The following is a 15651-nucleotide window of genomic DNA, read 5'->3' on the forward strand; positions in this document are numbered from 1 at the left end:
GTCCAATTTCGGCTGGATTCTCAGTGATATATAAATTGTTTTTCGGCATTTTCTCCATCCAGTAAGGATTAGAATATTTTCCATTTGCTATTTTAAATTTCTGATTTTCCTTAAAACTTTCGTTGGCTAGAATTTTTTCCGACGTATTCCCAGAGAATTTAACCATCAAATCCTGACTACTTCTATTCGCAATTTCCAATCGGGTAGGGATTTCTTCGCCCGACGTTCCTAAAGCTTTTTCCGTGGTCCATTCAAAATAAATTCCCTGTGTTTTTAAAATTAAATCTTTCACTTCGGCAAGTTTAGGATCTTTGGGGTTTTCTTTTTTGATTGATTCATATACTTGAATCAAACGTTGTAAGGAAAGCTTCGGATTGCTGAACTGGTATTCTGAAACTGCGAGATCTAATTGTTTTTGAATAGTCGCATTCTCTGATTTTAAATTGATGCCGTCGAAAATATCATTTGTTTTTGGTTGGTCTCCTTTTAGAAACTTTAGATATTCCAAATCACTTCCTCTTTCCAAAGCAGTTCCGAAACCTTGACAAGCGTGTTTACTTCTTGCTTTAGATGAAATTTCATTGTTCGAAATTCCGAGTGTGGGAAAATACGTTCCAACGTTGATGGGAAATAAACCCGTTTTATCTGACTTGTCAAAATTTTCTTTACTACCAAAAAACCACCAGCTCGTATTGTAAAATAATCTTTTTGGTTGCCAAACTTTTACAAATTTCAATTGTTCTGGAAAAGCTTTTGGGTCTGCTGCCAAATCGAAAGCTTCCATCGCCAAAATGGCGGACGCCGTGTGATGACCGTGTGTTTCTCCGTTAGAATTTGGATCAAATCGAGTGATGATAATTTCTGGTCTGTTTTTACGAATGGCCCAAACGACATCACCTAATATTTGTTGTTTGTCCCAAAATTTCAAAGTTTCTGTCGCCGTTTTTGAGTAACCGAAATCCAAAGCTCTGGTAAACCACTGTCTCCCTTTATCTATTTTTCGGGCTTCCAAAAGTTCTTGAGTTCGAAGCAAACCTAATAGTTCTCCTTTTTCAGTTCCGATTAAATTTTGTCCGCCGTCGCCTCTCGTTAAAGACAGATAAACTGCATCGACATGTTTTTCGTGCGTCAACCAGGAAATAATTCGGGTGTTTTCATCATCTGGATGTGCCGCCACATACATCACGGTTGTCTTATTTTGTAAGCGAAGAAGATCATCGTAAATCTCTGAAGAACTATAAGAAGCGGACTGTGCTGAACATAAAAGGGATATAAAAAGTCCGGCAGCTATGAGAATTTTATTCATACGCTAAAGATAAAAAGTTATTCGAAAATTCTTGGTATGTCGGCCAATCTTTGTCTAAATTTTTTTTCTTGAAGGAAAAGCATTAATCATTAAGACTGAAGTTTTTTAAAATTGATAAGTGATGTAAGATGAAAATATTTGTACGTATTATTCCATATCCATTTTAGATTGATCAATGCCGACAATAATATAGAGTAAAAATTTTATTTCAGATTTAATTAATCTTTTGATACTGATTTTTCTGATAAAGTTCTCAATACAAATAAATTTACGCAAGTCGAAATTGTGGTAATATAATTTGTGAAAAAAAACAATTAATCAAATAGGCATAAGTTAAATCATGTGATTTTCAACATTTTATAAATTGTATTCGCCGTAAATATGACTATATTTGAGTAATACCTCGGCATGATTAAAAATTCCAACATATTAGATTCAACAAAATCCTTTTTCGCTGAAATTGGAGATATCTCCTTATTTGCCGGCCGGTTTTTCCGTGAAGTATTCACGCCGCCTTATGAATTTAAAGAGCTGATCCGACAGTGCTATAATATTGGAAATCGGTCCTTATTATTGGTTTCGGTGACTGGGTTTATATTGGGTTTGGTTTTTACGTTACAGTCCCGACCGACGCTGGAGCAGTTCGGTGCAGAGTCCTGGATTCCCTCTATGATCAGTATTTCTATTATCCGTGAGATCGGTCCCGTAATTATTGCGCTGATTTGCGCAGGACGAATTGGATCAGGTATAGGAGCCGAACTCGGTTCCATGCGGGTTACCGAACAGATCGACGCGATGGAAGTATCAGGTACCAATCCTTTCAAATATTTAGTGGTGACGCGAATCTTGGCAACTACTTTAATGTTACCACTGCTCATCGTTATCGGCGATGCCATTTCTTTATTTGGCTCAGCGATCGTAGAAAATCTTAAATCAGACGTTTCCTTTACGCTCTATTTTACGCAGGTTTTTAAAGCGATTGAATTCGGAGATATTATTCCGGCGACGATTAAATCATTTTTCTTTGGTTTCGCCATTGGTTTAATTGGGTGTTATAAAGGATACAATTGTGAAAAAGGTACCGTCGGAGTTGGTGAAGCCTCTAATGCTGCTGTAGTCTATACTTCAATGCTTGTGTTTATAATAGATTTTATCGCCGTATTTGTAACAGATATTATTTTTGAGATTTAAAAAATGGATGAAGATAAAAGACAACCAGTTTTAGAACTGAAAAACATTACCAAAAGTTTTGGTGAAAATCATGTATTAAAAGGTTTTAATCTTCAATTATATGAAGGGGAAAACTTAACGATCATGGGGAAATCAGGGTCTGGAAAATCGGTCATGGTAAAATGCTTGGTTGGTTTACTTAAACCTGACGGCGGATCCATCAGTATTCGCGGAGAAGACATAACCAAGATGGGCCAAAAAGAATTGGATATTCTTCGAACTGAAATAGGTTTCCTTTTCCAGGGAAGTGCGTTGTATGATTCGATGACGGTTCGGGAAAATTTAGAATTTCCTTTAAGAAGACATCGTGATAAAGTAGAAGGTTCCGAAGACACAGAAGTTTTGGTATTGGAAGCTTTAGAAAATGTGGGTCTTGCTAAAACAATTGATTTGATGCCAGCAGAACTTTCGGGCGGAATGCAAAGAAGGGTTGCCCTTGCAAGGGCTTTAATTCTGAAACCTAAAATATTGATGTATGATGAACCAACGACTGGTTTGGATCCCATCACCTCAAAAGAAATTATAGAATTACTAAGAAATATACAGGAGAAATATAAAACGTCGTCGATCATTATCACGCATGACGTAGATTGTGCAAGAGTAATATCGAACCGGATGATCTTACTGGTAGACGGTCTTAATTACGCCGAAGGTACTTACGAAGAACTTTTACATTCAGAAGATCCGCAAGTACAGGCGTTCTTTAAAAATTAAATTATGGGAAAATCAAACTCAAAACAGATAAGTGTCGGCATCTTTGTCGTGGTCGGTACCATTCTCTTGGTTGCAGCACTTTACTTCGTCGGAAAACAACAGCATTTATTTAGCAAGAATATTACGTTGTATTCTGTTTTTACAGATGTCAGCGGTTTGCAGCTTGGTAATAATGTCCGTTATTCGGGAGTGAATGTTGGCACAGTCAGCAAAATAGAAATGACTGCAGAAGGGAAAATCACGGTCGAAATGTCGGTGGATGAAGAAGCATCGAAATTTATGAAAAAAGATGCATTGGCGACCATTGCTTCAGATGGGTTAGTTGGAAGTATGGTGGTGAACCTTATTCCGGGCGACGATAAATCTGCAAAGACCGTTGTTTCAGGTGATCAGATTGAAGTCAAGACCAAAATTACGGTTGATGAAATTTTAGAAACCTTTAGTAAAACCAATGAAAGCGCGGCTTTGATTACTTCAGATCTGGCGAAAATCACCCATAAAGTGGTCGGTGGTGAAGGTGCTTTAGGTGCAATATTAAACGATTCTTTACTCGAGAATGATTTGCGTCGCTCCATTGCTGCTTTAAAGAGAACAGCGGAAGGCACCAATATCGCAATGGCGAAAGTAAATGCGGTTATTTCTAAAATAAATTATGATCAGAGTGCGGCCGCAGTTCTATTGAGCGATCCAAAATCAAGACAACAGATTCAAGACGTTTTTACTAATTTGGAGAAATCCAGTCAGGATATTAATAAGGTTTCAAAAAGTCTGGATAGCTACGTCAATGAAATTAAAAATGGAAAAGGTTCTTTAAATTATATCACTAAAGATGAAGTTTTGGTAAAGAATATCGATTCTACCGTGGTGAATGTTAAAGAAGCGACTGAGAAATTGAATGAAAATATGGAAGCTTTAAAACACAACTTTTTGTTCCGTGGATATTTTAGAAAGCTCGAAAAAAAGAAGGAAAAAGAAGAGTTAAAGAATTAAATATTTATTTTAATTAAAGTCAACACCAATCTTATTTTACATTTTTACTATTATTGTAGGATGAACAAAATTTTATTTTTCTTTTTAATTTTTCTGACTGCAATTTTTCAAGCGCAAGTAATTGCTGGATTTACTTTTACCGAAAATGACAAGCCACTTTCAGAGGTTAATATCTACGTTGACGGTTCTAAAATTCATACCGTTTCTGAGGTCAATGGGAGTTTTTCCCTTGATGTTCAAAATCAAAAGAACACCACCATTGTTTTTCAGAAAAATGGTTACGAAACTTTTACTGTAAGTATTGCTGATGCACTTGGGGAAAAGGTGAAAGTCGTTTTACTCAAAATTCAGGATATTGAAGAAGTCGTTTTGATTCCTTATACCGATGAAGCGTACAAAAGATACATTAATTATTTCCTCGGTCAGTTTGTTGGATTTGATCAGGTCAATGTTAAAATAAAAAACCAGAAGTCGCTGCAATTTGCCTTCGATAAAACGAATCAAATCCTGAAAGTAAAAGCACCGCAGACTTTGATTATTAATAATAAGAAATTAGCATATCAGGTTCAATTTAATCTGATCAATTTTGAAGCGGATTTCAGAAATAACACCGTTGCTTATTCAGGAACCTCTTTTTTTAAAGAAGTTAATCCGAAACAGATCAACCACGCCAATCGCATCAATGCTTATCATGGCAGTATTATGCATTTTTTAAGAAGTGCTTATCAGAATCAAATTGCTGAACAGGGATTTTGGGTCAATCATGTTGTTAAACTTGAAAAAGATAAAGCAAAAGTTAACAAAAGTGCGTTGGCAGTAATTGCGACTAAAATTCCAACTTCTTATTTTATTAAAAAATTTTCTGATGGAAAAGTATTAGAGTTCAAAGATATTCTTCAAGTCAATTATCCGAAACATTATTTTGCAGTCAAGAAAGGATCAATTATTAAAGAGACTTCTTCGGTGCAGCAGACTTCCTATATCTATGTTGATGGGAATTTATTTGAGATCTATCCAGATGGCAATTCCTCTGATCCAGAATTGATGATTCTACAAGGAAATTTAACCAACAATAAAATGGAAAACTTTCTGCCGCTTGATTACGAACCGAAGATTGATTAAATAAAGAAAGAGTGAATAAATTCACTCTTTCTTATTAACCTTAAAAATTAAATAATAGAAAAACCTGATTCTAGATCGGCGATAATATCATCGATATGTTCGATGCCGACACTCAATCGTACTTGTCCCGACCTGATTCCTGCTTTTTCTCTTTCTTCATCCGACAATTGTTCGTGAGTGGTTGAGGCTGGATTGATGATCAATGTTTTTGAATCTCCAACGTTAGCAACATGACTAATTAAGGAAAGTTGATTAATGAATTTTACCGCAGATTCTTTTCCGCCTTTAATGTCAAAACTCAACACGCCGCCAAACCCTCTTTTTAAATATTTCTTGGCATTGTCATGATCCGGAAAACTTGGTAATCCTGGATACAAAACTTTTTCGACTTTCGGATGATTTTCTAAATATTCCGCGATGGTCTGGGCATTACTCACCGTTCTTTCTAAACGCAGAGATAATGTTTCTAAACCTTGTAACAATAGAAAGGAGTTGAAAGGAGAAATGGTTGGACCGAAATCACGCATTCCTTCAACTCTCGCTTTGATGATAAAGGCAATATTCCCAAATTGAGAATTCACCCCGAAAACATCAGTGAAGACCAAGCCGTGATAGCTCTCACACGGTTCTGATAATTGAGGGAATTTACCGGCGCTCCAATCAAAATTCCCACCATCGATAATGATACCGCCAATCGATGTTCCGTGACCGCCGATCCATTTGGTCGCAGATTCTACGACGATGTTGGCACCGTGTTTTAAAGGTTGAAAAAGATAGCCTCCAGCTCCAAAAGTATTGTCAACGATTAACGGAATGCCGTATTTTTTCGCCACTGCAGCAACCGCTTCAAAATCAGGAATATTTAAACTTGGATTTCCAATAGTTTCCAAATAAATGGCTTTTGTATTCTCATCAATAAGTTTTTCGAAACTTCCTGGTTCGTCATCTTCTGCAAAACGGGATTCTATTCCTAATTTTTTAAAGGAGACTTTGAACTGATTGTAACTTCCGCCGTATAAGTACGGTGAACTCACGAAATTATCGCCGTGTTGAAGAATATTTGTTAATGCTAAAAACTGTGATGCATGTCCGGAACTCGTTGCCAAAGCTGCAACGCCGCCATGTAACGCCGCCATTCTCTTTTCGAAAACATCAGTAGTTGGATTCATCAAACGCGTGTAAATATTTCCGAACTCTTTTAACCCAAAAAGATTGGCCGCATGATCTGCGTCATTAAAAGTATAACAGGCGGTTTGATAAAGTGGAACGGCTCTTGAGTTGGTGGTTGAATCTACAGTCTGACCGGCGTGAACTTGCAAAGTTTCAAATTTTAAATTGCTCATATTTTAATTTATTTGTTTTAAATTTTTGGCAACTTATCCTTTGAAAATACTTATCGAAAAAGCCTAAAAAAAGCTCTTTTGACAAATCAAAAGAGCTTAATATATAGAATTTCTATTTTCTAAATTTTAATATCTGACTTATCTTTCCCGCGCTGTAGCGAGTTGAATTTTGCACCTTATTTATTTCTAAACAGGTTGCCAAAGTTTCAAAGGGTCAATTCCCTCCACTTTTCTGAATAAGTTGCGATGTTTTAAAGAACGTCTTAGTGCTGCAAATCTATAAAATTATTTTTGATGAAAAAGAAAATTTCAGCAATAAATTTTTAGAATTTCCATAACTGCTTATCTTAAAGTTTGTTAAACAGTCGGTGGTTCATTTTAATTATTTTAAATTGAAGAAAATTAAAACAAAATATTATGATTGTAAAAGTACTTGAAGTAATTGCTACTTCAGAAATTAGTTTTGATGACGCTATAAAAAATGCTGTAAAAGAGGTTTCGAAAACGGTAAAAAATATTGATAGCGTTTATGTAAAAGACATGAAATGCCATGTAAAAGATGGCGAAATTTCATCTTATGGATGTGTCTGTAAAGTTTCTTTCAGAGTTGAATAACAACTTATTTTGAAAATGAAAAAATCCATTTTGTTAATCTCAAAATGGATTTTTTTGGTCAAAATTCATTGCTCATTACTCATTATTTATTCTTTCGTTCCCCAAGGCGCGCTCGGAGTTTTAATCGTTTTTGTTAAATCAAATTTTACGGTGAACAATCGATCGCTGCCAACACGACGAAGATTATAGGTGAAGCTTTTTTCATCAATCGTAAACCACCAAACATTCGTTGCAGCGGCTGGTATTAACTGAGCAGTGTACGCGTCTGCCGGAAACATCTGAAGATTTTCTAAACCTACATTTGAACTTGTTCCGCCATATTGAGTCGATTTTTCTTCCGTCCCATCGGGATTTCGGTGATCATGTTTCAGCCTTAAAATTTTATCAGCACTCATATTTAAAACCCACGTTCTCGATTTGTCATCACCAACAAAAAACGGAATTTTAATATCATTTTTTTGGCAAGACCGAACATGCATTACTAATTTTTTTCCGGTAAAACCATCGCCTTCTTTGCCACCAGAAATTATTTCACCTTGGTACGCTTTTCCACAATGCTTTTCCAGTTGAGTCCAAAATTTTTCAGAAGGTTTTTGTTCTTGTGAGAAAAAGTTAACCGGAATTAATAATAAAAAATAGAGTAGTGCTTTCATTTTTTCTTAGATAATATTTTGTTTTATAAAAGGTTAAACATACAAAAAATTCCTTCAGTAATAAAACGGAAGGGATTTTCGCTATCGTTGAGTTTCGCAGTGGAATCTTAATCCAAATGCATGTTGTCAATGAGTCTAACATCTCCAACATTCACTACAATAAAGGCGCGGTAATTTTTGTCTTTATAAAAGAAATCCGTTTCTTTTAAAGTGTTTTCGTCAGCGATTTCGAAGTATTCTAAAGTCATTCCGCGTTGGTCGTCGAAAATATCTTTGACTCGCTTGTTAATTTCGGGAACGGTGATAATTCTAAACCAGTCGTTAACTTTGACTAAAGTTTCGTGAATCACTTTCGCAGCATCTCTTTGAGCGGAACTTAACCTTTCGTTACGGGAACTCATAGCCAAACCATTTTCTTCGCGGTAAATGGGAACGCCGTGAATCTTTACGGGAAGTTTTAATTGTGCTGCCAATTTCTCGATGATCGCTAACTGCTGAAAATCTTTTTCTCCAAAGTACGCGTTGTCTGGTTTTACTTGACTGAATAATTCTTCGACCACGGTTCCAACACCATCAAAATGGCCAGGTCGAGATTTTCCTTCCATCTTATTTTCTAAGCCATCGAAATTAAATGATTTACTTGCTAATCCATCGGGATATAGATCTTCAACTTCAGGAAGATAAACGGCATCTACGATTCCAGTTTTTTCTAATAATTTAAGATCGCGATTGGTGTCACGCGGATACTTTTTTAAATCATCAGGATTATTAAACTGGGTAGGATTGACGAAAATGGAAGAAATAACCAAATCATTTTCTTTGTTGGCGATTTCATATAACGAAAGATGACCTTGATGGAGCGCGCCCATTGTTGGAGCGAAGCCTATTCGCTTGCCCATTTCTTTCTGCCTTTCGATATAATCTGTAAGCGTTTTTTTGTCTCTGAAGATTTCCATATTAGTTTTGATTATCCTTGTAAAAATAATAATTTCTGCGAAAACTAAATTAGAATTTTGAGAAATATTTTTTAATTCTAGCACTTTTTTGACGATTATTCTTAATTAATGTTAATTAAAACTTATTACATTAAAATTTCGTAAATTTGCGCTGTAGAATATTCTGCCCAAAAATTAGAAAGAAAGTTAGAATTTATGCCGAACCAAAAGATTTTATATGTAACCACGGAGATGTCTCCTTATCAGGAAGACAGCAATATGGCGACTATGGTGAGTAAGATGGCACTCAAAATGCACCAAGACGGAAATGATGTAAGAGTGTTTATGCCAAGATTTGGCCAAATCAGCGAAAGAAAATTTCAATTGCATGAGGTGATTCGTCTATCTGGGATGAATATTATTATTAATGATCTGGATCAACCCCTGATTATTAAAGTTGCCTCGTTGCCAGGAGAAAGATTGCAGGTTTACTTCATCGATAATGATGAGTATTTCAAAAGAAAGCAATTCTATATCGATGATGAAGGACAACCATTTACCGATAATGATGAGCGCGCGATTTTCTTCGCAAGAGGAGTAATTGAAACCATCAAAAAACTAAACTGGGTACCCGATGTGATTCACCTTAATGGATGGATGGCCTCATTTATTCCTGTTTATTTAAAGACTTTGTACAAAAACGATTCTTATTTCAACGATTCCAAAATTGTGCTTTCTGTTTACAATGAGGAGAACTTAGCGTTATCTGAATCTGTAGAAGAAAAAATGAAGTTCGACAATATTACCGGACTAAAAGCGTTTAAAAAACCAAGTTTTCAAAATTTCGTGATCGAAAGTATGGATATGGTAGATTTAGTACTCAAAGGGGACGAGTTCTTAGAAGAAGATCTTGACAAAGCTTTTGCTGACACGAAAACTACAAAGTCTGAATATATTGACGCTGACACGATTAACAACCTTTATTAATCAATTTATATTTAATGATAAGAACTATTCAAGAGTTATTCAAAATTACCGCAACATTGGTAATTGGGAGTTTAATTTTAGTGAATTGTGAACCTGATGCAGATCAATTGGGTTCACAATTTTTTCAAGACGGAGCACAAGGTACAGAAAAAACGTATCCCGTTGTTGCTTATAATGTCAATAATAACGATTCAATAAGAACAGATGCGGCTCGGCTGCAGAGCGCAACATTGGGAGCGTTTTCTGAGTCTCAGTTTGGATTACAGAAATCAGCTTATGTTACGCAGGTAAGAATGGGTAATTCAGTTCCAGATTTTGGAGTGAATGCAAAGTTGGATTCAGCTGTACTTGTTCTTAAACCTCAATACGCTATTGATTCGGTTACTACAGTCACTAATGAAGATTACATTTATCCAGAAGGAGCAGTGCCAGCGAAAAAAGTAGTAAGCTCGTATCCTATAGCAAAATACGGGAAAACAAAGATTTCTGGTAAAACGCTTTTGAATATTAAAGTTAATGAAGTTTCCGATTTCTTAGGTGCAAACTCTGATGAGGTTCGATCGAATAAAGTAGTGAGTACAGGAGTGCAAATTGGTGCAAAAACATTTGATGGAAACATTCATTTGGTAAGAGTAACCAAAGATGCTGATAATAGCGTGTTGTTTGAAAGAACAGCGGCAATTAGAATCCCATTGGACAGTACTTTTTTTGCGAATAAAATAATCAATAAAGCCAATACACCAGAACTTGCTGATGCTGCTTCATTTATTCGTTATTTTAAAGGAATAAGAGTTTCTGTTGCTGAGACTGATGGTTACTTATTTAATTTTGATCCATCAACTACGGAGCTTAATCTATACTACAAGAATGATAAGGTTGTTAATGGAGTAACCACCAGAGAGCAGTCGGTTTACCCGATGAATCTTGGTGCTTCTAATGCGAACTTTAATCAAATAACTTATGATCGTACCGGAACTGCTTCTGCAGCTGCTTTAGCGACCATTAATCAAATTAGTGGTGATGCTAAAATTTACGCTCAGGGAATGGGTGGTCCAGGTATTGGGCTTAGAGTTCCTGCAGCCGATGTTGCGGCAATTAAAAGTTTATACAACAGCAATAAAATCGGAATCGTTTCAGCTAAAATCCGTATTTACACTGACATAACAAGTTGGAATAATGACTACAGAAAGCCAAACTCCTTTGTTGTGAGACAAAGAAATTTAACTCCGGCAGCAGGACAACCAGAATATCTTAATGATTATTTAGTTGATTTGAGCGCTTTATCGGGAACAGGTATTTACAACTTGGTTAAATCTTATGATTTACTGAAGAATCCTGCTTACTACGATATCGGAATTACTCAGACTTTTAAAAATATTATCGAAAAAGAAGCAGCTAATTATGACCTTGTATTAAATGTAGGTGATTATACTGTAGATTCGGGAGGTACTCCACAAGGAGCATTTTTCCCAGCATTTGCTCAGAACTTCAACACCAGAAGTTTTACACCTTACAGAGCTGTTTTCGTGGGTACTGATCCACTAAATGATAAGAGTGCAAAATTAATATTGACTTACGGACAAAAAAATAACTAAAAAAATAAGATAGAGATATGTGTGGAATTGTTGGATATACTGGTTTTCAGGATGCATATGAAGTAGTGATTAATGGACTTCGAAGATTAGAATATAGAGGTTATGACAGTGCAGGAATTGTACTCGATAATAATAATTCAGTTTTTAGTGTTTCAAAAACAAAAGGAAAAGTTGATGATTTGGTAGCGATCTCACAGGAGCTAGCTGGTAAATCGCACGTAGGAATGGGGCATACCCGTTGGGCAACCCACGGTGTTCCGAGTGATAATAATTCACATCCTCATCTTTCAAATAATAATAAAATCGCTTTAGTACATAATGGGATTATCGAAAATTACGATACTCTTAAAATCATGTTGACCGAAAAAGGATTCGTATTTCATTCAGAAACCGATACAGAAGTATTGGTAAATCTGATTCAGTATATTATGGATATTAATCCAGAAATGGATTTCCCAACTGCAGTACGTTATGCGTTAAATGAAGTTTTTGGTGCGTATGCAATTACGGTAATGCACGACGATTTTCCAGGATTATTGGTAGTGGCAAGATTGGGTTCTCCACTGGCAATTGGCTTAGGAAACAATGAATATTTTATCGCTTCAGATGCTTCCCCTTTTGTTGAATTTACGAAAGAAGCAGTCTACTTAGAAGAAGGGCACATGGCTACTATTTCTTTAGAAAATGGAGTTGATATCAGAAATATTAAAGACAATGTGAAAATTACTCCAGAAGTTCAACAGTTAAAATTGAGCTTGGAGCAGATTGAAAAAGGAGGTTACGAACATTTCATGTTAAAAGAAATTTTCGAACAGCCAAAATCAATTCACGACACTTTAAGAGGAAGACTATTGGTAGAAGAAGGTATTATTAAAATGGCCGGAATCTGGGATAACTTGGAAAGATTAAATCAAGCTCAAAAAATTACCATAATTGCTTGTGGTACTTCTTGGCATGCTGGACTTATCGGTGAATATTTAATCGAGGAGTTTGCAAGAATTCCTGTGGAAGTAGAATATGCTTCAGAATTCAGATATAGAAATCCGATCATTTCTGAAAAAGACATCGTGATTGCGATTTCTCAATCAGGCGAAACTGCTGATACCATGGCAGCTATTAAAATGGCTAAAGAGAAAGGTGCTTTCGTTTATGGAATTTGTAATGTTGTAGATTCATCTATATCAAGAGTTACAGATGCGGGTTCTTACACGCACGCCGGACCAGAAATTGGCGTGGCTTCAACAAAAGCATTTACGGCACAGTTGACTGTACTTTCTTTAATTGCTTTAAAATTAGGAAAACACAACGGACATTTAAGTAACCAAGAGTTTATGCGTTTAATTACTGAATTGGATGCGATCCCGCAAAAAGTTCAGGAGGTTTTAGATAACACGCACGAGATCACCAAAGAGATTGCGAAAAATTTTGTTGATGCTACGAATTTCCTATACTTAGGAAGAGGATATAACTTTCCGGCAGCTTTAGAAGGTGCATTGAAGTTAAAAGAAATTTCCTACATTCACGCAGAAGGATATCCTGCTGCTGAAATGAAGCATGGACCAATTGCTTTGATCGATGAGAATATGCCAATCGTAATTATCGCTCCAAAACAAGGACATTACGATAAGATCGTAAGTAACGTTCAGGAAATTAAAGCGAGAAAAGGACAGGTTATTGCCTTGGTTAATAAAGGTGACACCCAAGTTGCTTCTGTTGCTGATTACGTGATTGAGTTCCCAGAAACATCAGAATGTTTCTCCCCAATTATTGCTTCAGTGCCTTTACAATTGTTATCTTACTATATAGCAGTTTATCGTGGAGCGAATGTCGATCAGCCAAGAAATCTGGCCAAATCGGTTACTGTAGAATAAAAAAACACGTATTTATAAAATAATCAAAACATTTTTACGTTTTGTTAAAAAAATTAACAATTCTTTTTCCAAAATATTATATATTTACCGCTTAATTTTAAACATTAGAATGAAAAGAGTATTCCTTATATTATTATCAGCAGCTGCTATAGCCTCATGTTCCAAAGGAGGTGGGTCTTCAGCGGGCAAGGGAGGTTCGAAAGGAGAACTGGTGCCGAGAAACAAGTCTAAATCCTTTGTTTCCGAAAGACCTTACGGAATGGTAGCTGTGCCTGCTGGATCGTACGTAATGGGATTGGCTGATCAAGATTTTACCAATACTCCAGAAAAGGCAACGCTTAAAACGGTTACTGTTTCGTCCTTTTTTATGGATGAAACTGAAATTACAAATGCGGAGTATCGTGTTTTCATCAATTATGTCCGCGACAGTGTTGTTCGTTCATTATTAGCTGAGGCTGCAGGTGACGGAGGAGGAGATGCTGGAATAGGCAATTTCGCTTACGCTTCTAAAAAAGCGGGAGACACTAAAAATGCCTATCAAGAATTTATGGAGTCGCAAGGTGGGAGAGATGGTTACGATGAGTCTAAGAAATTAGATTGGACTGTGCCACTACAATGGAAAACTTCAGATTATCCAGATGCACAATATGCGGAGATTTTAGAATCAGTTTATCTTCCCCCAGCGGAAAGAATCAATAATGAAAGAATTATCGATAGCAGAAAACTGAAATATGCTTATAACTGGGAAGATGTAGAGTCAGCAGTTAAAGATAAATCAAGAGGTAATAAATATTTAAAAAAGGAAAGCATTGCAATCTATCCTGACACCACTGTTTGGATCAAGGATTTTAATTACGCTTATAATGAACCTTTATATGATGGATATTTCTGGCACAGTGCTTACAAAGCCTATCCAGTAGTAGGAGTAACTTGGGATCAGGCAAGAGCGTTTTGTAATTTTAAATCAAAATTAAAATCTGATTACAACGAATCTTTGAAAAAGAAGAAACAAAAAGCAATGGCTTTTCGTCTTCCAACAGAAGCTGAATGGGAATATGCGGCAAGAGGAGGAAAAGAAAATGCAACTTATCCTTGGGGAGGTCCGTATTTGCAAGATGACAGAGGATGTTATTTAGCAAATTTTAAACCGAAAAGAGGTAACTATATTGAAGACGAAAAGAAAGGAACATATACTTATACGGCGCCAGTGAAAAAATTTCCTAAAAATGGATTTGGTCTTTATGATATGGCTGGGAACGTAGCAGAGTGGACAGAATCTCCGTACAACAATTCAACCTATCAATTTGCTTCAACTTTGAATCCTTATTTGTCAAATCAGGCTTACAAGGAAGTTAAAAAAACTGTTCGTGGTGGTTCTTGGAAAGATGTTGGTTATTTATTAATGACTGGATCTAGAGATTACGAAAGAAAAGATTCAGCTAGAAGTTATATAGGTTTTAGAACCGTGCAAGATATTCCGGAAGGAACAGCAAAATTCAAAAAAAGAACAAATTAGAAATAAACAAATAATAATCTATAATCATTAAAAAATTCATAACACATGTTTAAAACTAAAGAAGGAGTATATAATTTCATTTATTCAATTGGTGCCGCAATCGTTATTATCGGTGCACTCTTCAAATTAACGCACTGGAGTTTAGGTCCACTGACTGGAAATGTTACATTGGCAATTGGTTTAATTACGGAAGCAATTATCTTTACTATTTTTGCCTTCGATAGTCCAAAGTCAGAAGAGTCCTATGCTTGGGAAAATGTTTATCCAGAATTATTAGATTCTCATGCTAACCCAAATCCAAAACACTCTACAGGTGCAATGCAATTGGCAGAAGTAAAAGAATTAGAAGTGTCTTTATCTGATAAATTGGATAAAATGTTAGCTGATGCAAAATTAGATGTGAATTTATTTGATAGATTGAGATCAGGAATTGAAAAATTCTCGAGTTCTGTTGATCAAATCAATCAAACAGTTGATGTAAGTGGATCTACAGCAAAATATAATGATCAACTGATGTTGGCTGCAAGTCATCTTGAAAGCATGAATGCATTATATGCACTTCAGTTAGAGCATGGAAAAACACAAACAGAATATAGCAAAAAATACGTTGAGGATATGCAGAAATCTGCTCAACATTCAGAAAAATTTAACGAAGAATTATCAGGATTAACTTCTAACCTAAATAGTCTTAATAGAGTTTACGGCGGTATGCTTAGCGCGATGAAGTCATAGTTTTCTTACCATTTATAATTAAAATTTAAACTATTAACAAAA

14 protein-coding genes and 1 riboswitch are annotated in these 15651 nt (G+C 35.8%); of the genes, 10 read left to right on the forward strand and 4 right to left on the reverse strand.

Annotated features, from left to right (window positions below):
• Window positions 1-1306, reverse strand: a 1306-nt coding sequence (locus tag ACEYOS_RS02910; protein WP_373797501.1) for a PIG-L family deacetylase, incomplete at its 3' end; no start/stop codon positions are given.
• A gap of 408 nt (window positions 1307-1714) precedes the next feature.
• Between ACEYOS_RS02910 and ACEYOS_RS02915 the strand changes: the two genes are divergently transcribed.
• From ACEYOS_RS02915 to ACEYOS_RS02930, 4 genes are read left to right on the forward strand one after another with little or no spacing between them, the layout of a single operon-like run.
• On the forward strand, window positions 1715-2497 hold the full coding sequence (locus ACEYOS_RS02915) for an MlaE family ABC transporter permease (RefSeq protein WP_373708373.1): 783 nt from the start codon (window positions 1715-1717) through the stop codon (window positions 2495-2497).
• A 3-nt stretch (window positions 2498-2500) separates the two neighbouring features.
• The gene (locus ACEYOS_RS02920) at window positions 2501-3250 is read left to right on the forward strand and encodes an ABC transporter ATP-binding protein (RefSeq protein ID WP_373708372.1); all 750 of its coding nucleotides are present in this window, start codon (window positions 2501-2503) and stop codon (window positions 3248-3250) included.
• Between the two features lie 3 nt (window positions 3251-3253).
• Entirely contained in the window at window positions 3254-4240 is a 987-nt protein-coding gene (locus tag ACEYOS_RS02925) for an MlaD family protein (protein ID WP_373708371.1), read from the forward strand.
• A gap of 60 nt (window positions 4241-4300) precedes the next feature.
• Window positions 4301-5362 carry a carboxypeptidase-like regulatory domain-containing protein gene (locus tag ACEYOS_RS02930; RefSeq protein ID WP_373708370.1) on the forward strand — a complete coding sequence of 354 codons (1062 nt, stop codon included), beginning with the start codon at window positions 4301-4303 and terminating at the stop codon, window positions 5360-5362.
• 47 nt (window positions 5363-5409) lie between these two features.
• Here ACEYOS_RS02930 and ACEYOS_RS02935 read toward each other — a convergent pair whose 3' ends face one another.
• On the reverse strand, window positions 5410-6705 hold the full coding sequence (locus tag ACEYOS_RS02935) for an O-acetylhomoserine aminocarboxypropyltransferase/cysteine synthase family protein (protein ID WP_373708369.1): 1296 nt from the start codon (window positions 6703-6705) through the stop codon (window positions 5410-5412).
• A gap of 135 nt (window positions 6706-6840) precedes the next feature.
• Window positions 6841-6948, reverse strand: a riboswitch (SAM riboswitch).
• A 174-nt stretch (window positions 6949-7122) separates the two neighbouring features.
• Here ACEYOS_RS02935 and ACEYOS_RS02940 point away from each other — a divergent pair.
• Window positions 7123-7320: a dodecin family protein gene (locus tag ACEYOS_RS02940; RefSeq protein WP_373708368.1), complete on the forward strand. Its 198-nt coding sequence runs from the start codon at window positions 7123-7125 to the stop codon at window positions 7318-7320.
• Between the two features lie 86 nt (window positions 7321-7406).
• Here the strand turns inward: ACEYOS_RS02940 and ACEYOS_RS02945 are convergent, their stop codons facing one another.
• Window positions 7407-7973 (reverse strand): hypothetical protein, encoded by a 567-nt coding sequence (locus ACEYOS_RS02945; RefSeq protein ID WP_373708367.1) that lies wholly within the window; start codon window positions 7971-7973, stop codon window positions 7407-7409.
• A gap of 107 nt (window positions 7974-8080) precedes the next feature.
• Window positions 8081-8929: a pantoate--beta-alanine ligase gene (panC, locus tag ACEYOS_RS02950; RefSeq protein ID WP_373708366.1), complete on the reverse strand. Its 849-nt coding sequence runs from the start codon at window positions 8927-8929 to the stop codon at window positions 8081-8083.
• Between the two features lie 195 nt (window positions 8930-9124).
• On the opposite strand from panC, the gene ACEYOS_RS02955 reads away from it, so the two are divergent.
• The 5 genes from ACEYOS_RS02955 (at window position 9125) to gldL (ending at window position 15609) form a co-directional block, all read left to right on the forward strand.
• Entirely contained in the window at window positions 9125-9895 is a 771-nt protein-coding gene (locus ACEYOS_RS02955; RefSeq protein ID WP_373708365.1) for a glycogen/starch synthase, read from the forward strand.
• A 14-nt stretch (window positions 9896-9909) separates the two neighbouring features.
• The gene (locus ACEYOS_RS02960; protein WP_373739323.1) at window positions 9910-11490 is read left to right on the forward strand and encodes a DUF4270 family protein; all 1581 of its coding nucleotides are present in this window, start codon (window positions 9910-9912) and stop codon (window positions 11488-11490) included.
• 17 nt (window positions 11491-11507) lie between these two features.
• Window positions 11508-13361: a glutamine--fructose-6-phosphate transaminase (isomerizing) gene (glmS, locus tag ACEYOS_RS02965; protein WP_373708363.1), complete on the forward strand. Its 1854-nt coding sequence runs from the start codon at window positions 11508-11510 to the stop codon at window positions 13359-13361.
• Between the two features lie 109 nt (window positions 13362-13470).
• A complete protein-coding gene (gldK, locus tag ACEYOS_RS02970) occupies window positions 13471-14877 on the forward strand; it encodes a gliding motility lipoprotein GldK (protein ID WP_373708362.1) in 1407 nt (468 codons plus the stop codon).
• Between the two features lie 45 nt (window positions 14878-14922).
• Window positions 14923-15609 carry a gliding motility protein GldL gene (gene gldL, locus ACEYOS_RS02975; RefSeq protein ID WP_373708361.1) on the forward strand — a complete coding sequence of 229 codons (687 nt, stop codon included), beginning with the start codon at window positions 14923-14925 and terminating at the stop codon, window positions 15607-15609.
• The last annotated feature ends 42 nt before the right edge of the window (window positions 15610-15651 follow it).

Origin of the sequence: Kaistella sp., from assembly GCF_041824135.1 — a bacterium.
Classification (GTDB): Bacteria; Bacteroidota; Bacteroidia; order Flavobacteriales; family Weeksellaceae; genus Kaistella.